Source organism: Mycobacterium sp. 1245111.1 (genome assembly GCF_001673405.1).
In the GTDB taxonomy this organism is placed as follows: domain Bacteria; phylum Actinomycetota; class Actinomycetes; order Mycobacteriales; family Mycobacteriaceae; genus Mycobacterium.
Window position 1 is genome coordinate 102,048 of record NZ_LZLV01000004.1, and the last position, 20,053, is coordinate 122,100.

At 65.8% G+C, this 20,053-nt stretch carries 18 protein-coding genes; 3 read left to right on the plus strand and 15 right to left on the minus strand.

The features are described from left to right. The first annotated feature begins 27 nt into the window (after nt 1-27). A complete protein-coding gene (locus A5658_RS01150; RefSeq protein WP_067329931.1) occupies nt 28-462 on the plus strand; it encodes an MmpS family transport accessory protein in 435 nt (144 codons plus the stop codon). Continuing rightward, entirely contained in the window at nt 459-3,341 is a 2,883-nt protein-coding gene (locus A5658_RS01155; RefSeq protein ID WP_082992860.1) for an RND family transporter, read from the plus strand. The genes A5658_RS01150 and A5658_RS01155 overlap by 4 nt, the downstream gene beginning before the upstream one ends. 1 nt (nt 3,342) lies before the next feature. Here A5658_RS01155 and A5658_RS01160 read toward each other — a convergent pair whose 3' ends face one another. The 11 genes from A5658_RS01160 to A5658_RS01210 form a co-directional block, all read right to left on the minus strand. Continuing rightward, nucleotides 3,343-4,182: a DegV family protein gene (locus A5658_RS01160; RefSeq protein WP_067329936.1), complete on the minus strand. Its 840-nt coding sequence runs from the start codon at nt 4,180-4,182 to the stop codon at nt 3,343-3,345. A gap of 4 nt (nt 4,183-4,186) precedes the next feature. Then, entirely contained in the window at nt 4,187-4,969 is a 783-nt protein-coding gene (gene octT, locus A5658_RS01165) for a diglucosylglycerate octanoyltransferase (RefSeq protein ID WP_067329940.1), read from the minus strand. Continuing rightward, nucleotides 4,959-5,639, minus strand: a complete 681-nt coding sequence (gene gpgP, locus A5658_RS01170; RefSeq protein WP_067329945.1) for a glucosyl-3-phosphoglycerate phosphatase — start codon at nt 5,637-5,639, stop codon at nt 4,959-4,961. Before gpgP ends, octT begins: the two co-directional genes overlap by 11 nt. Beyond that, on the minus strand, nt 5,636-5,995 hold the full coding sequence (gene rsfS / locus A5658_RS01175; protein ID WP_067329948.1) for a ribosome silencing factor: 360 nt from the start codon (nt 5,993-5,995) through the stop codon (nt 5,636-5,638). Before rsfS ends, gpgP begins: the two co-directional genes overlap by 4 nt. Further along, a complete protein-coding gene (gene nadD / locus A5658_RS01180; protein WP_255361293.1) occupies nt 5,992-6,612 on the minus strand; it encodes a nicotinate-nucleotide adenylyltransferase in 621 nt (206 codons plus the stop codon). Before nadD ends, rsfS begins: the two co-directional genes overlap by 4 nt. A gap of 78 nt (nt 6,613-6,690) precedes the next feature. Then, on the minus strand, nt 6,691-7,698 hold the full coding sequence (locus tag A5658_RS01185) for a PE-PPE domain-containing protein (protein WP_231997166.1): 1,008 nt from the start codon (nt 7,696-7,698) through the stop codon (nt 6,691-6,693). Nucleotides 7,699-7,815: 117 nt separating this feature from the next. Then, complete coding sequence (locus tag A5658_RS01190) at nt 7,816-9,258, minus strand: VWA domain-containing protein (RefSeq protein WP_067329958.1); 1,443 nt, start codon at nt 9,256-9,258, stop codon at nt 7,816-7,818. A gap of 11 nt (nt 9,259-9,269) precedes the next feature. Continuing rightward, nucleotides 9,270-10,145 carry a MoxR family ATPase gene (locus A5658_RS01195; RefSeq protein WP_067329963.1) on the minus strand — a complete coding sequence of 292 codons (876 nt, stop codon included), beginning with the start codon at nt 10,143-10,145 and terminating at the stop codon, nt 9,270-9,272. A 22-nt stretch (nt 10,146-10,167) separates the two neighbouring features. Beyond that, a complete protein-coding gene (locus tag A5658_RS01200; RefSeq protein WP_067329967.1) occupies nt 10,168-11,415 on the minus strand; it encodes a glutamate-5-semialdehyde dehydrogenase in 1,248 nt (415 codons plus the stop codon). 21 nt (nt 11,416-11,436) lie between these two features. Further along, nucleotides 11,437-12,840, minus strand: a complete 1,404-nt coding sequence (locus A5658_RS01205) for a mechanosensitive ion channel domain-containing protein (protein WP_067329971.1) — start codon at nt 12,838-12,840, stop codon at nt 11,437-11,439. Continuing rightward, nucleotides 12,837-15,017 carry an adenylate/guanylate cyclase domain-containing protein gene (locus tag A5658_RS01210; protein ID WP_067329974.1) on the minus strand — a complete coding sequence of 727 codons (2,181 nt, stop codon included), beginning with the start codon at nt 15,015-15,017 and terminating at the stop codon, nt 12,837-12,839. Before A5658_RS01210 ends, A5658_RS01205 begins: the two co-directional genes overlap by 4 nt. A 141-nt stretch (nt 15,018-15,158) precedes the next feature. On the opposite strand from A5658_RS01210, the gene A5658_RS01215 reads away from it, so the two are divergent. Continuing rightward, nucleotides 15,159-16,016 carry a ribokinase gene (locus A5658_RS01215; RefSeq protein WP_067329978.1) on the plus strand — a complete coding sequence of 286 codons (858 nt, stop codon included), beginning with the start codon at nt 15,159-15,161 and terminating at the stop codon, nt 16,014-16,016. Between the two features lie 6 nt (nt 16,017-16,022). Here A5658_RS01215 and A5658_RS01220 read toward each other — a convergent pair whose 3' ends face one another. The 4 genes from A5658_RS01220 to A5658_RS01235 all read right to left on the minus strand — a co-directional run. Then, nucleotides 16,023-16,223 carry a hypothetical protein gene (locus tag A5658_RS01220; protein WP_156751193.1) on the minus strand — a complete coding sequence of 67 codons (201 nt, stop codon included), beginning with the start codon at nt 16,221-16,223 and terminating at the stop codon, nt 16,023-16,025. Nucleotides 16,224-16,361: 138 nt separating this feature from the next. Further along, complete coding sequence (locus A5658_RS01225; protein WP_067329985.1) at nt 16,362-18,404, minus strand: NAD(+) synthase; 2,043 nt, start codon at nt 18,402-18,404, stop codon at nt 16,362-16,364. 62 nt (nt 18,405-18,466) lie between these two features. Further along, nucleotides 18,467-19,657 carry a PPE domain-containing protein gene (locus tag A5658_RS29155; protein ID WP_067329988.1) on the minus strand — a complete coding sequence of 397 codons (1,191 nt, stop codon included), beginning with the start codon at nt 19,655-19,657 and terminating at the stop codon, nt 18,467-18,469. Between the two features lie 81 nt (nt 19,658-19,738). Continuing rightward, on the minus strand, nt 19,739-20,053 hold a 315-nt coding region (locus A5658_RS01235), incomplete at its 5' end, for a PE/PPE C-terminal domain-containing protein (protein WP_197503005.1).

Sequence of the window (20,053 nt, forward strand, 5' to 3'; positions counted from 1 at the left end):
CTGGCGGTAGGAGACCGAGTGAGGGCGATGTCGATTAGCGGTGCACTCAAACGAGCCTGGATACCGCTGCTGCTTATTGTCGTGCTGTCCGTTTCCGCGCTCGCTGTCACGCGGTTGCACAAGGTATTCGCTTCGCAGGATCTCAACGCGAATTCGGGAGCCGGAATCAAGATCGTCCAGTTCAACCCGAAAGTGGTGAAATACGAGATCGACGGGCCGCCGGGAAGCGTGGCGAACATCAACTACTGGGACGCCGACGCCAACACCCACCAGGTGAACAACGCGCCGCTGCCGTGGTCGTACACCATTTCCACGACGCTGCCCGCCGTGAGCGCCAACATCATGGCGCAGACCGATGCCCCCTACATCGGTTGCCGCATCACGGTCGACGGAGAGCTGCGCGAGCACCGAAGCTCCGACGGGCACAACGCCCAGACCTTCTGCCTGGTGAAGTCCGCATGAGCCGCGCCGAGACCAAGCCGCACCATCCGTTCCTCCCGCATTTCATTCGGATCTTCTCGATTCCGATCATCGTGGGCTGGGTCGCGTTGACGGTCTTGGTCAACGTCGCCGTGCCGAGCCTGGAAATCGTCGGCGAAAACCATTCCGCGCCAATGGCACCCCTGGAAGCACCGTCAAATCAGGCGATGATGCGGATGGGCCACAACTTCAAGGAGTTCAGCTCCAACAGCACGGTCATGGTGGTCGTGGAAAGTCAGCAGCCGCTCGGCGAGGCCGCGCACCACTATTACGACGACATCGTCCGCAAGCTGCGGCATGACCCCGGGCACGTCCAGCACATCCAGGACTTCTGGGGCGACCGCTTCACCGCCGCAGGCGCGCAGAGCGCCGACGCCAAAGCCGCCTATGTCCAGGTGAACATCGCCGGCAATCAGGGAACGACACAGGCCAACGAATCCGTCGAAGCGGTCCGCAAGGTTGTCGACGCCGAACCCGCGCCGCCCGGGGTCAAGGCCCACGTCACCGGCTCGGCGGCGCTGTCCGACGATATGCACGTCATCGGCAACGCCAGCCTCGCCAAGATCACGCTGTTCACCCTGGGCGCGATCGCGATCATGCTGCTGCTGGTCTACCGCTCGATCGTCACGACATTGATCCAGCTGTTCATGACGTTCGTCGCGCTGGCCTGCGCTCGGGGAATCGTTGCCGTGCTGGGCTACAACAACGCCTTCGGCCTGACCACGTTCGCCGCGAACATCCTGACGATGTTGGCGATCGCCGCCGGCACGGACTACGGCATCTTCCTGGTCGGCCGCTATCAAGAAGCGCGACGAGCCGGCGAAGATCGCGAAACCGCCTACTACACAATGTTCAAAGGCGTGGCCCCGGTCGTCTTGGGATCCGGGTTGACCATCGCCGGCGCGACGTACTGTTTGAGCTTCTGCCGGTTGCCGTGGTTCCACACGATGGGCGCACCGGTGTTCGTCGGCATGATCGTCGTCGTGGCGGCCGGCCTGACGCTGGGCCCCGCCGTGGTGTTTCTTGGCAGCCGGTTCGGCCTGTTCGAGAAGAAGGGGCAGTCGCGAGGTCGGCTATGGCGGCGAGTCGGCACGGCGGTAGTACGTTGGCCCGCACCGGTTTTCGCGGTCAGCGCTGCGGTGGTCCTGGTCGGAATGGTCGCACTGCCCGGCTACAAGCCGAGTTACAACGACCGGCACTACCTACCCGAAACCGCGCTGTCCAACATCGGTTATGCCGCGGCGGACCGGCATTTCTCCGAGGCCCGGATGAATCCGGACATGCTGATGATCGAGGCCGACCACGACATGCGCAATCCGGCCGACATGCTGGTGCTGGACAAGGTCGCCAAGAACGAGATCCGGACCGTCGGCATCGCGATGATCCAGGACATCACCAGACCGCTGGGAATTCCCATCCAGCACAGCTCAATTCCGTTCCAGAACAGCATCCAGAGCCAGACGACCATGCAGAACATGGACTTTTTGAAGGACCGCATGAAGGACCTTCTGAAGATGGCCGACGAGATGCAGATCATGATCAACGTGACCGAACGCCAGGCGAAGGTTACCCACGATCTAGCCAGCGCTGCCCTCGACAGCGCCAAGACCACGCAGGAAACCTCGGAAATCACCGACACCCTGCGCGATCACATCGCGGACTTCGACGACTTCTACCGGCCGATCCGCAGCATCTTCTACTGGGAGAAGCACTGCTACGACATCCCGATCTGCTATTCGACCCGGGCGCTGTTCGACTCAATCGACGGCTTCGACCAACTCGCGGAGAAGTTCCACCAGCTCTCGGGCGAGATCGGGCGCACCGCACAGGCTTCCCACGAGTTAGAGCTGCTGATCCCGATCATGCTCGACACGTTGAAGACGACGCACGGCCTGACGCTGACCATGTACCAGACGTTCCAGGCGATGATCAATCAAATGGAGGCGATGAGCAATACCTCCATCGTGATGGGTCAGAGCTTCGACAAATCGCAAAACGACGACTTCTTCTACCTGCCCCCCGAGGCGTTCACCAACCCGGAATTTATTCGCGGCGTGAAGCTGTTCTACTCCCCCGACGGAAAGTCGGTGCGGTTCTTCATCACTCACCAGGGTGATCCGATGTCGCCGGAGGGCATCGGCCGGGTGGACGCGGAACGCACCGCCGCCCAGGAAGCGCTCAAGCAGTCGTCGTTGTCCGACGCCAAGGTGTATCTCGGCGGCACCGCCGCGACGTTCCGGGACATGGCCGACGGTGAGAAGTACGACCTGATGATCGCGGTGGTGTCGGCGTTGACGCTGATCTTCATGATCATGCTGCTGCTGACCCGAAGCGTGGTGGCGGCCCTGGTGATCGTGGGAACGGCGAGCAGCTCGATCGCCGCGTCGGTTGGGCTGTCCGTGCTGATTTGGCAGGACCTGTTCGGGATGCACCTGCACTGGATCGTCGTGGCGCTGTCGGTGATCATCCTGTTGGCCGTCGGCTCGGACTACAACCTGCTGCTGGTATCGAGATTCAAAGAAGAGATCCACGCCGGACTCAAGACCGGATACGTCCGGTCGATGGCCGGCACCGGCGCGGTCGTGACCTCCGCCGGCCTGGTGTTCGCCTTCACGATGGCCGCGATGCTGGGCAGCGACCTGACCGTGCTGGGCCAGTTCGGCTCGACGGTCTGCATCGGTCTGCTCCTCGACACCCTGGTCGTGCGAACGCTTTTCATGCCGTCACTGGCAACGCTGCTCGGCCGCTGGTTCTGGTGGCCACTGGTGGTCCATCCGCGCGGCGACCACGCCAAGCCGAAGCCGCCGCCCGCTGTCGGCGACGAGGCCAGCACCGCCCCGCTGGCCGTGCAGAAGTCCTGAGCTAGTCGGCGTCGGCTACTTCCACGCACACGCCGAGCGCGCCGGCGCCGACGTGCAGGGCCAACACCGGGCCCAGCCCGGTGACGATCGCGGGTTCGCAGCTGGGCAACCGCTCGGCCAGCTCCGCCGCCAAGCTCTGCGCGCCGTCGGGGTTGGCGACGTGATGCACCGCGATCGAGGCGCGCCGGTCCCCGACGATCTCGACGACCCGATCGATCATCGTCGCGACCGCTTTGCCGGCCGTCCGAACCCGTTGCGCCAGAACAAGTTTGCCGTCGTCGATGCGCAGCAGCGGCTTGAGCGACAGCTTGGTGCCCAACCACGCACCGGCGCCACCGATGCGTCCACTGCGGCGCAGGTTGTCCAGTTGATGCACCACGATGAAGCCGTGGTTGCGGCCCACCGCGGCGGCCGCGGCACAAGCAACACCGTCCTGGTCCGCGCCGTCGGCGGCCGCCCGCGCCGCGGCCAGGGCGATGAAGCCGGTGTTCATGCCGGTGAATTTCGAGTCGAGAACCCTGATCCCCGAGCCGATCTCGGCGGCGGTGGCCTCGGCGGCCCGGTGTGTTCCAGACAGCGCCTTGGACAGGTGCACGGCGACCACACCGTCGCCGCCACTGTCGGCCAACGCCTGTCGGTACACCTCGGCCAACTCGGCGGGTGTGGCGGCCGCCGTGGTGGCCTGGCCATACTCGTGGATGCTGTCTGGGATGTCGTCCACGCCGTCGCGAAGATCGGTGTCGTCGAGCAGAATGTGCAGGGGGACTTCACGTATCCCCCACTGCCGCCGCAGTTCTTCGGGAAGGCGTGCCGACGAATCGGTGACGACGACGACGGGCATGAACTCAGCTGTCGACTCGGATATCGGCCGGATCGCGCGGCTCCTCATCGCGCTGCGCGCTCTGCATCGTCGCCACGCCGGCCTCGGCCAGCGCCTTGAGCATCAACTCCGCGACCGCCCGGTGCGCCTCGAAGTTCCAGTGAATGCCATCGGGGTTGCCGCGACCGTTCATCACCTCGTCGGCGACCGCGGCTTTCAGGTCGACCAGCGGAACATCATGCTCGCCTGCCCACTGGGTGATCGCCGCAACGGTGCCGGGCCTGCCGTGGTGCGCCTTGCCGTATGCCTCGGCGATATGCACCGACGGCAGCGACGCGACGATGGGGATACCCGGTCGGTTGAAATCGATTGCGCCGCGGGTCTCTTCGAGGTATTCGGCGCTCAGGTGCGGCGGCAGTGCGGCGCGCGACACCGGCGACAACCGCGGCTGCAGCCAACCGTAGCCGTCTCTGACCCAACGCCGCAGCCACGGCGGGCGCACGTAGCGGATCAGCTCCCGCAGCGCCGTCGGCAACGGCGACGGCAGTGAATCCATGCCACTGGTCGCAAAGATCACCGCACCGGCCCGCGGCAGCGCCGCCCACGCCCGCGGGTCCTGGGTGGCCGCCCACCACACGTCGCGGCACGTCCACCCGATGCGGCCGATCAGCTCCACGTCCCAACCCAGCTGGGTGGCAACGATATTGGGCCAGATCCGCGGATCGTCGGACGGAAGCCCGCCGGTCGGCCCGTAATAGGCCAGTGAATCGGCGAAGACCAGCAGGGTCGGCCGCGGCTCAGAGGACATCGCCCGCAACCTGTGCCGACGCGTTCCAGACATCGAGCCGCCACTGGATGGCATCGAAATCATCTGCCGCAGCACCGGACTCGGTGTGCCCGGACAGCTGCGTCCAGCTCGCATTGCCCATGCCGCCGAACGCCGGCCAGTTGCCCACCGGCAGCCGCAACAATGCCGCGGTCAGCGCGGCGATCAGGCCGCCGTGGGCCACCAGCACCACCGGCCGCGCCGACTCGTCGTGGGCCCCCCACTCGCGTTCACCCGCGACCAACTCGGCAACCAGCGGCACGCTGCGGTTGGCCACGTCGATCCGGTTCTCCCCGCCGTGTGGCGCCCAGGTCGCGTCCTCGCGCCACGCCAACCGGGCACCCGGGGCGCTCGCGTCGATCTCGGCGTGGGTCATGCCCTGCCAGTCACCGAGATGGGTCTCCCGAAGCCGGTCGTCGGCCCACAGCCGTAGGCCGGTGCGTTCCTGCAACGCGACCGCGGTGTCGTAGGCGCGCCGCAGATCCGAGGACACGATGAGCAACGGCTGATGCTTGGCAAGAGCTTCGGCGGCGGCCACGGCCTGCGCGCGGCCCAGTTCGGTCAGCTCGGTGTCGAGTTGGCCCTGCATCCGGCTGCCGAAATTGAACGCGGTCTGGCCGTGCCGCAACATCACCAGCCGCCGGATGGTCACGACACGTCCACCGCTACTACGGGGCAGTCCCGCCACAGCCGGTCGAGGGCATAGAAGTCGCGCTCGTCCTGGTGCTGAATGTGGACGACGATGTCGACGTAGTCCAGTAGCGTCCAACGGCCCTCGCGGGTGCCTTCGCGGCGGGCGGGCTTGTAGCCGGCGTCGCGCATCTTCTCCTCGACCTCGTCGACGATCGCATTGACCTGTCGCTCGTTGGATGCCGACGCGATCACGAAGCAGTCGGTGATGACCAATTGATCGGAGACGTCGATGACGACGACATCGTCGGCGAGCTTGGAAGCCGCCGCGCGCGCCGCGACCGCCGCCATGTCGACGGCCTCGGGCGCGGCGGTCACGCGTCCACCCCCGGTTTGCGGTAGAGATCGGTCTTGGAGATGTATTGCACGACACCGTCGGGCATCAGGTACCACAACGGGCGGGCTTCGGCGGCCCGCAGCCGGCAGTCGGTGGAAGAGATTGCCAGAGCGGGGATTTCGACGAGCGACAGGGCGTCGGCGGGCAGGCCCTCGAGCACGCCGGCGAGATGCTCGCTGCCGAGTTCGTAGCCGGGCCGGCTGACGCCGACGAACCGAGCCGCGGCGAACAGCTCGTCGAGGTCCTGCCAGGACAGGATCGACGCCAGCGCGTCGGCACCGGTGATGAAGTACAGGTCGGAGTCCGGGTTGAGCGCTTGCAGATCCCGCAGGGTGTCCTTGGTGTAGGTCGGACCGCCACGGTCGATGTCGACCCGGCTGACCGAGAAACGCGGGTTGGCCGCCGTGGCGATCACCGTCATCAGGTAGCGGTCTTCGCCCGCGCTGACCTGGCGGCCCTTCAGCCAGGGCTGGCCGGTCGGCACGAACACCACCTCGTCGAGATCGAAGAGGTCGGCGACCTCACTGGCCGCGACCAAGTGTCCGTTGTGGATGGGATCGAACGTCCCGCCCATCACTCCCAGCCGCCGCTTTTGCACGGTTTGCCAGCTTACTTGAGCGCGATACGGCTGGCCCTCGATGTCACACAGGCCACATCAGCACCCGGCCGGATGCGCTCAGAAGTAGGCGGGGTTGAAAAGGTCTTGAATGGTCGCCAGTAGGGCGGTGATTCCCCCGCTGTCGACAAGCCCGTGCGAAAACGCGCCCACCAGCGCCGACCAGTCGTCGATGATGGCGCCCGGGTCCGAACCGTCCGGGATGGTGATGGTTGTGGTGAGGCCGTCGGTGGTGGTGACGCCGCTGGCGATCTCCTCCGGCGTCAGTCCCAGGTACTCCACGTGGGTGGTGAAAAAGTGGTAAAGCCCGTTGCCCAGGGCGTCCAGAGGACTGCCGCCGTTATTGATGGTGGCGTCCCAATCCTCCTGCCAGTCGGAGACCCCGTCGGTGTTGATGTCGTAGATGGTCGTCGGATACAGGTCGTTGGGCGTTTCACCGGCCAACAGGCCGCCGGGGGCGAATTGGTCCTCGTTGATGGCTTTTAGTAGGAAGTCGGTGATGTCTGTGCCGGTAGTGCCCCCGCCGAACAGCTGGACCAGGTCGGCGTAGATGTTGGTGGCTATCCCGTTCGCGTCGCTCGCGTCGCCGATGAACACGAAATGCAGGTCGTCCTGCGGAATGGTGGCCGAGAGTACTTTCTCGGCCGCCGACGCCAGGATCGCGCTCTGCGAGTAGGCAAAGATCGTCAGTGGGTGCTCGGCACTGATGGCTCCGGTGGCGTATTCGGCTTCCACCGCGGCGATCAGGTCCGCCTCGCCCTGCAGACTGCTCGGGCCGAACTCGAACACTTCCGGCGTCGTCAGCGCCTGCAACGGGGCGTCACACGGCACCGAGAACACCATGTCGCAGATCGACGCGGCATCGGCGAACCCCAGCGGCTTCAGGTACAGCGATTCCGCGGTTTCTATATAAGCCGTCGACGGCGACGGCATGCCGGTGCCGCCCAGAAAGATCGCGGTGGTGCTGCCCGACAACGGGTCGTCCGCGTCGGCGTAAGCAGGTACGGACAAGGCGATCGCCGCGCCGGCCAGCCCGAGGATCGGGGCCGTGGCATATCGACGCTTCACCATGACGAACCTCAATTCTTTTCCGCGAGTTGCACATAACGCACCTAAGCCCTACCTGATGCGCAGCTAAGAATAGCGTCAATGTGAGCTGTACAACTGAGGAAATTCGCGGTGACGCTAGACCGGCAGCAGCTGGTCGATCACCGCAGCCAGCTGCTTGGCGGAGCGGCATTCGTGCATGGTGATCACTTCTTGGTAGCGCACCACCGCCGAGTCGCCGCTGTTCCAGAGGTGCTTGGGCTCCGGGTTGAGCCAGTGCGCGTGCCGGCTGGCGTTCACCATGTGCGCCAAGACGCTGGTGGCCGGGTCGCGGTAGTTGGTGCGGCCATCGCCGAGCACCAGCAGCGAGCTACGTGGCGACAGCACGTTGTGGAACTGCTCGGTGAACGAGATGAACGCGTTGCCGTAGTCGCTGTGCCCGTCGCGGGTGTAGACGCCGGCCTCGCGGGTGATCCGCTGGATCGCCACGGCAAGATCGGCGTCCGGCCCGAACATGTGGGTGACTTCGTCGGTGGTGTCGATGAAGGCGAACACCCGAACGCGGGAGAATTGCTGCCGCAGTGCGTGCACCAGCAGCAGCGTGAAATGGCTGAATCCGGCGACCGAGCCGGACACGTCGCAGAGCACCACCAGCTCGGGCCGGGCCGGGCGCGGCTTGCGCAGCACCAGGTCGATCGGCACGCCACCGGTCGACATCGACTTGCGCAGCGTCTTCCGTAGATCGATGGCGCCGGCGCGGGCCCGCCGGCGGCGGGCGGCCAGCCGCGTCGCGAGAGTGCGGGCCAGCGGTTGCACGACCTTGCGCATGGCGCGCAGCTGATCACCCGAGGCGCGCAGGAATTCGACGTTCTCGGACAGCTGCGGGATACCGTACATCTGGACGTGGTCGCGGCCGAGCTGCTCGGCGGTGCGTCGCTTGGTTTCGGCGTCGACCATCTTGCGGAGCTGGGTGATGCGCTGCGCGGCAAGCGCTTTGGCGATCTCCTCCTGGGTCGGGGTGGGCTCGTCGCCGTAGGGGGCGAGCAGGCCGGCCAGTAGCTTGCCCTCCAGCTCGTCGAGCGCCATCGACTTGAGTGCCTGATACGAGGAGTACGACGGTCCGCGGCTGGAGTTGTATTTGCCGTAGGCGTCGACGATTTGGGCGATCATCGCGACCAGGCGGTCGTCCATGTCGGCGAGTTCGGGGTTCTCGGTGAGCAGGTCGAGCAGCATCTGACGCATCGCCTCGACGTCGTCGGGCGGCAACTGCACATCCGGGTCGATCGTGTCTTCGTCGGCGACCGCGGAGCGGGTGCCGAGCGCAGCCGGCCACCACAGGTCGAACATCGCATCGTAGGTTTCGCGGTGCTCGGGCCGGCGCAGCACCGCGCACGCCAGCCCTGCCCGCAGTATCTCGCGGTCGCCGAGGCCGAGGACTCCCATCACCCGGCCGGCGTCGACGGTCTCCGACGGGCCGACCGAAATGCCTTGTGCGCGCAGTGCTTCGACGAACCCGACCAGATGGCCCGGAATGCCATTCGGAGCTAGCGGCTGGCTGGGGCGAACGCGGCGGACGGCCATCAGCTCTTCTCTCAGTTGAGCCGAAGTTCGGAGGTGGCCCGATTTTGATCCGACTGATGCTTGAGCACGACACCCATGGTCGCGGCGATGGTGGCGTCGTCGATGGTGTCCAGGCCCAGGGCCAGTACGGTGCGCCCCCAGTCGATGGTCTCGGCCACCGACGGCAGCTTCTTGAGTTGCATTCCCCGAAGCACCCCGATGATGCGGACCAGTTCTTCGGCGATGTGCGCGGGCAGTTCCGGCACGCGGGACAACAGGATCCGACGTTCCAGTTCCGGAGTCGGGAAGTCGATGTGCAGGAACAGGCAGCGGCGTTTGAGCGCCTCGGACAATTCGCGGGTGGCGTTGGAGGTCAGCACGACGAACGGCGGACGTTCGGCGGTGATGGTGCCCAATTCGGGGACCGTCACTGCGAAGTCGGACAGCACCTCCAGCAGCAAGCCCTCGATTTCGATGTCGGCCTTGTCGGTTTCGTCGACCAGTAGCACGGTGGGTTCGGTGCGCCGGATCGCGGTGAGCAGCGGTCGTGAGAGCAGGAACTCCTCGGTGAAGACGTCGGTCTTGGTCTGGTCCCAGTCGTCGGAACCGGCCTGAATACGCAGGATCTGCTTGGCGTGGTTCCACTCGTAGAGCGCGCGGGCCTCGTCGACACCTTCGTAGCACTGCAGGCGGACCAGACCGGACCCGGTGGCCTGCGCGACGGCGCGGGCGAGTTCGGTCTTGCCAACCCCGGCCGGACCTTCGACCAGCAGCGGCTTGCCGAGTCGGTCGGCGAGGAAAACGGCAGTCGCAGTGGCGGTGTCGGGCAGGTAGCCAGTATCGGCGAGCCGCCGGCCGACGTCGTCGATGTCGGCGAACAGCGGTGCGGGCCGCGCGGGCACACTCACGTGGGTTATCTCCTCAGCTATGTCAGACCGGGCGGGTCTGGCCGTCTCCCCAGCCGATCCACTTGGTCGAGGTCAGTTCGGCGAGCCCCATCGGACCGCGGGCGTGCAGCTTCTGGGTCGAGATGCCGATCTCGGCGCCGAATCCGAACTGCTCGCCGTCGGTGAAGCTGGTCGAGGCGTTCACCATCACCGCGGCCGCATCAACGCCCTCTGTAAAGCGTTGTGCCGCAGCCATGTTCGACGTCACAATGGCTTCGGTGTGACCGGTGCCGTATTCGTTGATGTGGGCGATCGCGGCATCGACTCCGTCGACCACCGCGACGGCGATCTCCATCTCCAGGTATTCGCGACGCAGGTGGTCGTCGCCGGGATTGAGATGCACGGTCACGCCGGCATCCTGCAGCGCGTTGATCAGTCGCGGCATGGCCTCATCCGCGATCGCCCGATCGACCAGCAGCGTCTCGGCCGCGTTGCATACACTGGGTCGACGGGTCTTGGAATTCAACAGGATTCGCTCGGCCATGTCGAGGTCGGTGGCGTCGTGCACGTAGACGTGGCAGTTGCCAACACCCGTCTCGATGGTCGGCACCTGCGAGTCGCGAACCACCGCGTCGATCAGGCCGGCTCCCCCTCGCGGGATCACCACGTCGACCAGTCCGCGGGCCTGGATCAGATGCGTGACCGACGAGCGATCGGCCGACGAGATCAGCTGTGCGGCATCGACCGGCAGGTCCTCGCTGTGCAGTGCCTCCCGCAGCACGGCGACCAGCGCCTCGTTGGAGTGCACCGCGGACGCGCTACCGCGCAGCAGCGCGGCGTTGCCGGATTTGAGCGTCAAGCCGAAGGCGTCGACAGTGACGTTGGGCCGGCCCTCGTAGACGATGCCGACCACGCCGAGAGGGACCCGCTGCTGGCGCAGGGCGAGCCCGTTGGGCAGGGTGTAGCCGCGCAGGACCTCGCCGACCGGGTCGGGCAGGCCCGCGACCTGACGCAGGCCGGCGGCGATCCCGTCGACGCGCTTGGGGTCCAGCGCCAACCGGTCGAGCATGGCGGTCGGGGTGTCGGCGGCGCGGGCTGACCGCAGGTCTTCCGCATTGGCCGCCAGAATCCGGTCGGTGTTGGCCACCAGCGCATCGGCGGCTACGTGCAGTGCTTGATCCTTGGCGACCGTCGGCAATGCGGCCAGAACGCGAGCCGCCACCCGGGCCCGGCGCGCCGCATTATGCACCTGCTGGCGCACGTCGGTCGCCGAGAAGGCATGGACACTCATTAACCCAGGGTAGCGGGCTTTCTACCGGCGGGTAGAGACGGGCCCAACCGGCGACGATTCGCTGCGACGGTCTTCGATGATCCGGCCGAATTCCTGCAGTAGCAGCGGTGTCCGGAGCACGAGATCTTCGATGTGCTCGCGATCGATCTCCAGTGCGGTCACTTCCTCCAGGGCGTACGCGCCGGCCGCGCTTGGCTGTCGGGTCAGCGAGCTCAGCCCCAGGAACGAGCCCTCCTCCAGCAGGCTCAGTGGCGTCACCGATCCGTCGTCGTTGGTCGTGGTCCGCCGGATGCTGCCCTTGATCAAAAACGTCATGGCCGTGGGTACTTCGCCGGCGAACTGCACGATTTCGTCGGCGCCGTAGCGCACCATCCGCGCGTGCGGGATCAGCGACTGCTGGTCGGTGATGCTCAGCCGCAGCGCGGGCGCCACCACGTCGCGCATCGCCACCTGAACCCGTGCGGGCGTGGAGAAGTCGTCGCTCACGTCGTCGAGATGCAGCTCTTCGCGCCGGGCCGCGTACCAGATCCACCTCAGAAAGGTTGCCTTCGTGGCGCCGTCGTCGGCGGGTGACTTCAGCGCGACGCTGACCTCGTACTCGCCGGGGCCGGTCATCGTCGACGTCGGTGCGACATCGGTTTTGCGTTGCGGCAACGCGGTTGCCACCCGCACCAGCAGAAGTCGAACGCGGTCAGGCGGATCCGCCAGTGAGAACGTGGTGCCGATCGACAGCTTGTGGGCCCCGGGCGGACGACTCATGTTGGTGAACGAGGTCGCGGCCAGCACCGAGTTCGGTGTGATCTGCAGCCCGTGACCAGTCTGAATGTGTACCGCGCGCCAGTTCGCTTCGACGATGCGTCCGCGGGCACCCGGGGTGTCCAGCCAGTCCCCGATCCGGAACGGTTGCTCGAACAGCATGAACAATCCGGACACGATCTGGCCGACCGAGTTCTGCAGCATCAAGCCGATGACCACCGACGTCACGCCGAGGGCGGTGAAGAGGCCGGCGACGCGCACTCCCCACACGTAGGAGAAGATCAGTGTGAGACCGATCGCGATCAGCAAAAACCTTGTCACGTCGCGGAATATCGCAGGAACGCGTTTGCGCCACGAGCTCTCCGGTGCTGCCTCGAATACCGTCGCGTTGAGCCCGGACAGCACCAGCAGTAACACCACGAAGCCGAAGACCGTCGCCAACACCCGCACCGAGTCGACCTGTGCCGGGATGCGAGCCACCTTGATCAGCAGCACGAGCAGCGCCGCCAGCGGCACCAGATAACTCCGCAGCAAGTTGACCGGCCGTGCCAGCGCACTCTGACGGCGTCCCAGGTAGTTGTGCCATTCGGTAAGGCTGATCAGCAGCAGCGGCAGGCCGACGGCCAGCGCGATGGCCCAGTACAACCACACCGGATCGACGACGGTCATTTGCGGTCCGTCAATCGCCAGATCGGCTGCTCGGCGCCAGCGACCGTGACGGTTCCGGCCGGCGCGAATTGCCTGATGTCGCGCATCACCTCGTAGACGTCGGTGGTGACGAATATCCCGGACTCGGTTGTGCCGCTGGGCATTTGGTGGGCCAGGTTTACCGCGGCGCCCCACATGTCGTAGATGACGCTCGATCGGCCAACCAATCCGCTGATCACGTTGCCGGTGTTGACGCCGGCGCGGATGGTGAGGTGATAGCCCTTGCCGCTGTTGAACCGCTCGATGATGCGCTGCATCTCGACCGCGAAATCGATGGTCCGGGGCACGCTGTCCAGCCGCGGCACGTTCAATCCGCAACTGGCGAGGTAGCCGTTGTGCACGGTGCGAATCGGTTCGACGCCAAGGGTTTCCGCCGTCGAGTCGAGCTCGCGAACAAGTTCGTCGACAGTCTGCACGAGTTCGTCGCCGGACAGCCCGATCGAGATCTCGTCAAGACCGATGATGTCGGCGAATATGACGGTGACGTCTTGGTGCTCTTGCGCGATGATCTGCTCACCGTCGCGGTAGCGCTGGGCGACGGATTCGGGCATCAGCGACAGCAACAGCCGGTCATTCTCGTTGCGCTGCGCGGTGAGCAGCCCCTCCTTGATCTCCAGATTCCGGCTCATCTCGTTGAAAGCGGTTGTAAGATCACCGATTTCGTCGCGGGTGGTGACCGGTATCGAGATGTCGTAGTGTCCGGCGCTGATCTCTTCCGCGCCGGCCCGTAGGCGCCGGACGGGGCCGACGAAACGCTGGGCGATCAGCATCGCGAGCACGCAGAGCGCGAAAACCAGCACGGCGGCGGTCACCACCAGCGTGCGGGCGAAAGCCTCGACCCGCGCGTAGGCCTCTTCGTGGTCCCGCGTGGCCAAAATCGTCCAGCGCAGGTCGGAATTCGGAATGGTGACGGGGGCGTATGCCGCAAGTTCCTGGTCGCCCAGGTAGCCGGTGTCCGATAGCGTTCCGCTCTGGCCGCGCTGGGCGGCGTGAAACGCCCGGGTATCGACCGGCTGCACCAGCGTCGTGCCGTGCCAGCGCATTGCCTTGGCGACAATGTCTTCCGGGGTTCCCGCCGCCACCGCGTCGCGCTTATATCGTTCGGGGTCTTGCAGGAACATCCGCGAATCGGAACGCATCAAGCCGTCCGGCCCGGCCAGGTAGGTCTCGGCCGTGGCTCCCATTCCCGCGGCTTTCCAGCGCTGGTCGGCGGTCATGATCCGGTTGACCTTCGAGATCGGCAGCGGAAGCGCCATCACCCCGTCCGTCTTGCCCGCCACGCCTATCGGCGACACCAGCCACGCGATGGGCATCCCGCCGGCCGCCTGGAACGCCTGGAAGTCGGTGATCCAGACGAAATCGACCGAGTCTGCGGCCATTGCCTTTTCGTAGGCACCACGCAGGTTCGAGCCTCGGTACGGTCCGGTGAGGATGTTGGTACCCAATGTCGGGCCCTTGCTCACGTTGTAAACCACGTTGCCGCGGGTGTCGAGCAGCATTGCATCGCGATACTCGAAGCGCGTCGCGATCTCGCGAAAGTACCTGTTGTATCGGGCGTTCGCCGCCGACCATGCGCTGTTGTCGCCGGCGTCGACTGGTGCGGCCGACCCGTCGGCCGTCGGAAGTGTGTAGTGCAGTTGAAGATATCGCTGCGCGTTATCGGTCGGCAGCACCGCGGCCAGCTCCAGCTTCTGCCCGGTGGTCTGCTGTATCGGCTTGATCAGCTTGTTGTTGTAGTAGCCCTCCAACGCTTGCTGTTGCGCAGGATCGGTTGGCGCGTCGGCTAATTGGTCGAAACCCGCGGTGAACGCCTGCACGGCGTCGTCCGCGGTATAACCGCGACTGTAAATCGCCAGTGAGTTCGACAAGTCGGTGAACAACATTTCAATCGCGCGCTTCTGCCCCTCACGCAATTGCGTCATGCGTTCGGCCGCGATCGGCACTAGTGTGCGTTGGCCGGAGACATAGGTGACCACGCCGATCACCGCCAGCGATCCCAGGCTAGAAACGAGCAGCATCACCATGATTTTGGACTGAATGCTCAACCTGGACAGGGGCCCTAATCGACGGCGCCTGCCACTTTCGACTGCGACCGGTTGCTCGTCCGCTGCCGGATCAGTTGAGCCTTGCGGCGTCAATCGACGTCCTTTCGCTGCGGGGCCAAAAAGCCCAGATCACGCAGCAGAATAGCGCCTGGCGAGGGGCGAAAACGGATTTGCCGAAAACCGTTATCAACACGACGTTTGTGAATTGGTGCACTTCTTCATAACGTCGGCGGAATGACACGGGTTTGCGTGGTGGGCAGCGTGAATCTGGATATCGGGTTCGACGTCCAGGTTTTGCCCGCTCCGGGTGAGACGGCCTTGGCGACAGCGGTGCGCACGACGCCGGGCGGCAAGGGTGCCAATCAGGCGGTGGCGGCGGCTCGGGCGGGCGCCGAGGTGCGGTTCTTCGGTGCAGTCGGCGACGACGAGGCGGCGGCACAGTTACGCGCGCACCTCGAGGCCAACGGTGTCGGCACCGACGGGCTGCTCACCGTGCCCGGGCGCAGTGGCACTGCGGCCGTGATCGTCGACACGGGCGGTGAAAACATCATCGTCGTCGCTCCGGAGGTCAACGGTCGACTGATGCTGGACTCTTCGGCATTGGGCCGCCTCGTCGCAGATTGCGATGTGTTGTTGCTGCAGTTGGAGATTCCGCTAGCCACAGCCACGGCCGCGGCATCCGAAGCACACGCGGCGGGGGTGACCGTCATCCTCAATGCGTCACCCGCGGGTGGCAACCGGACCGAGTTGGCTCGGCTCGCCGAGCTGACCGATGTCCTGGTCGTCAACGAAACCGAAGCCGCACAATGGGTTTGGCCGGTGCCGCACAAGGTCACCACGCTCGGCGCGCGCGGCGCCCGCTACATCGGCGAGGGCGCCGACTTCACCGTGTTCGCGCCCGCAGTCGAAGCGGTCGACACGTCCGGGGCCGGCGACGTGTTCGCCGGTGTCCTTGCGGCCAACTGGGCCGACGACCGCGACCGCGCATTGCGCCGAGCCTGCGCCGCCGGCGCGCTCGCGACCCTGGTGCCCGGCGCGGGCGATTGCGCGCCGTCCTCAGCCGCGATCGACCAAGCAACACTGTCGGACTAAGTCCGATCAGGCGGCCAGGTCGATGCCGTCGTCTGGGTGACGCGTGATCGCGGGCGGCGCCTCCGATTCCGAGGCCGCCGTCTCCGTATCGGGCCTGCGGGGCCGCGACGAGACGTCCGTGGTCCCGGTAGAACCGCTGGATATCCCGTCGGAGATCAGCACGGCGAACAACAGCAAAAAACCGATTCCTACCGCTATCAAGAGCATGTCGAGACCCTCCGTGACTTGGACGCAGCCGACCACGGCCGCGCCTACACCACGTCCAAGGCCCCACCGCGAAGCCTTTATTCCCCTCACTCGAAAAAAGTTGAGTTAGATGCTGAAGGGGCGCGACGCCTAGTCGGGCTAGTCCTCGGGAATGTCGCGTTCGATCGAGTCCAGCCAGGCCTGCGCCGACATGTCCGACGGGGCGCGCCAGTCCCCCCGCGGCGACAACGCACCGCCGTGGGACACCTTGGGGCCGTTGGGCAAGGCAGAGCGCTTGAACTGGCTGAATGAGTAGAACCGCTGCACGAAGATTTGCAGCCAGTGCCGAATCTCTTTGAGTGAGTAAGACGGTCGTTTGTTCTCCGGAAAACCGGGTGGCCAGGTGCCGTTGTCGGCGTCGCTCCACGCATGCCAGGCGAGGAATGCCACCTTGGCCGGTCGGAATCCGTAGCGTAGAACATGGAACAGCGAGAAGTCTTGCAGGGCAAAGGGACCGATCTTCGCCTCGCTGCTCTGCAGTTCCTCTTCTTCGCCGCTTGGCACGAGTTCGGGAGTGATCTCCGTGTCGACCACCGACTGCAAGACTTCCCCGACCTCCGACGAAAACTGGTCGGCGGAAATCACCCAGCGAATCAGATGCTGGACGAGTGTTTTCGGCACACCGGCGTTGACGTTGTAATGCGACATCTGGTCGCCCACACCATAAGTCGACCAACCCAATCCCAATTCGGACAGGTCGCCGGTGCCCAGCACGATGCCGCCACGCTGGTTGGCCAGCCGGAACAAGTAGTCGGTGCGCAGACCCGCCTGCACGTTTTCGAACGTGACGTCGTAGACCTTCTCTCCGCGCGAGAACGGGTGGTCCATCTCCTTGAGCATGAGCGACGCGGTTTCGGTGATGTCGATCTCGGCGAACGTGACACCGAGTGCGCGGCACAGTTCGACCGCATTGCGCTTGGTGTGCTCACCGGTGGCGAAGCCGGGCAGCGTGAAGGCCAGGATGTCACTGCGCGGTCGGTCTTCCCGATCCATCGCCCGTGCCGCGACGATCAGCGCGTGCGTCGAATCGAGCCCACCGGAGATCCCGATCACCACCTTGGGAAAGTCCAAGGCCCGCAACCGTTGTTCGAGTCCGGCGACCTGAATGCTGTACGCCTCGTAGCAGTCCTGCTGCAACCGTTGCGGATCGGCCGGCACGAACGGGAACCGTTCGACGTTGCGGTACAACCCGATGTCGCCCGCGGGCGGGTGCAGTTGAAAGTCGATCTGGCGGAACGACTCCGACGATGCGCTGTGGTGGCGGCGGTTGTCGTCGAAGGTGCCCATCCGCAGCCGCTCGGAGCGAATCAGTTCGAGGTCGACGTCGGCGACACTGCGTCTCTCTCCCTTGGGGAACCGCTCCGACTCGGCGAGCAGCACGCCGTTCTCCCAGACCATGGTCTGGCCGTCCCATGACAGGTCGGTGGTCGACTCCCCTTCTCCGGCAGCGGCGTACACGTACGCGGCCAGGCATCGCTGCGACGCAGAGCGCGCCAGCAGGCAACGGTCATCGGCGCGACCGATCGTGATCGGGCTGCCCGACAAGTTGGCCAACACCGTCGCACCCGCCAGCGCCGCTTCGGCGCTGGGTGGAATCGGGACGAACATGTCCTCGCAGATCTCCACGTGCAGGACCAGGCCGGGCACGTCGGACGCCGCGAACAGCAGGTCCGGGCCGAACGGCGCGTCCGCGCCGGCAACCCGGATAGTGCCGCATTGGTCGTCGCCGGGTGCGATCTGGCGACGCTCGTAAAACTCGCGATAGGTCGGCAGATACGACTTGGGCGCCACCCCGAGAACGGCGCCGCGGTGAATGACCACGGCGGTGTTGTAGATGCGATGCCGATGACGCAGCGGGGCGCCAACCACCAGGACGGGCAACAGATCGGTGGACGCCGCGACAATGTCACGCACGGCGTCTTCGACAGCGTCCAGCAACACGTCCTGCAGCAGGATGTCCTCGATGGAATAGCCGGACAACGTCAACTCGGGGAAAACGGCCAGCGCGACACCCTCGTCGTGGCACTGCCGCGCCAGCCGGAGCACCGATGCTGCGTTGGCGGCGGGATCGCCGATCGCGGCGTGATGCGTGCACGCGGCAACCCGCGCGAAGCCCTGGCTGTAGGCGTTGTAGAAGTCCATCGTTCCCCTATTGTCGCCTGGCTGGTCTCATCTGGCGAATATCGGGGTGTCGGGTTCGGACGCTACCCACCGGGTGCGGGCCGCGGCATGCGGTAGCGACGGTCCCGCATCCGGAAGACGGTGTTGTCACCGCGACGCCCGCCGCCATGGTTGATCTGCGCCATGGTCGGCAGTCCCGACTGGCCGGTTCGCTGCGGTTGTTCTACCCACAGTGGCAGGGCGCGGAAACCTGTCTCACCGGCCGTGACCGGCTCACCGACCGGGCCGTCCACCGGCGCGCCAGCCGCCCAATTCGGTGGCGTGGACAGCGCGCCGACTGGAACCGCCCGACCGGCGCTGGCCAGTACCGGACCCGAAATACCTTGCGGCGCAACCGTTTGCGCTGCGGACGCGGCGGTTCCCAACGGCGCCGCCATCTCCGGCAGAATATGTGCCTGCACACTGGACTGCTCGAGGCCCTGGATGAAATAGGCCATCTGAAACGTGGCGTAGGTCAGCTGGTATGTCGGAACGAGCGGCCCGGTAAGGGTATTGATGTCGCTGAAGACGGTGACGATCGAAGGTGGCGACACTTCCGCCGCCGACACGTTAGAGAATCCGCCCGATGCCAGGCTCTGCAGCTGCTGCGGTAGCGCGGCCATCAGCTGGGACAAGGCCGTCTGCGATTGATCGACGGGGGCGCCGACGGCCTGCGACACCGCGGCGCCCTGGGCGGATTGGGCCGTCGGGGTCGTGGTCGGCGGTGGCTGGCTGAACCGGTCGAGGCTGGCGGCCGACGAGGCCGAACCGGCGTAGTTGTACATCGCCGCGGCATCTTGGGCCCACATTTCGGCATACGCCGTCTCGGTGGCGGCAATGGCCGGTGTGTTCTGGCCGAAGAAATTGGTCGCCACCAGCATCGCCAGCAGCGCGCGGTTGGCCGCCACCACCGCTGGCGGCACGGTCGCGGCAAAAGCCGCTTCGTAGGCCGCTGCCGCCGACCGGGCCTGGGCGGCGGCCCGCTCCGATTGCTGCGCGGTCGTGGTCAGCCAGGCCACAAAGGGTGCGCTCGCGGCGGCCATGGTGGCCGAGGACGCGCCGGACCAACTGCCTTGCAAATCGGAGAGCAACGCCGCATAGCGCGCGGCGAATGTCTCCAGCTGTGCGGTCAGACCATCCCACGCCGCCGCGGCGGCCATCATCGGAGCCGAACCCGGGCCGGCATACATTCTGGCCGAGTTGATCTCGGGCGGCAGCGCCCCGAAATCAAGCATCAGCTTCTCCTCCTGTGGGTGCAAACTATTGGCCGACAAGCCAATACGCACTTGTGTCCCGAATTGAGAACGGGAGAGCGATTAGCCGCCGGAGACCGGGCGGGGCATGGTGAAGCGGCCCGCCTGCACACGCAAGATGTTGCTGACCGTCGGACGCGACCACACACCGGGCTGCTGAGTCATACCCACCATCGGCGCACCGGGCATGCCGCCCATCGTCGTCTCCGACGCCGGAACGGCCCCGAGGTCCGCCTCCGACAACCACTGCGGGTCTTCGACTGCGCTGGCCACCGGGGTGGCCGAGGCCCAGGTCTGAGGCACCGACAGCCCGCCGATCGGTTCGGCCGTGCCGATGCCGGCGAGCACCGGCCGCTGCGCGCCCTCCGGCATCCAGGC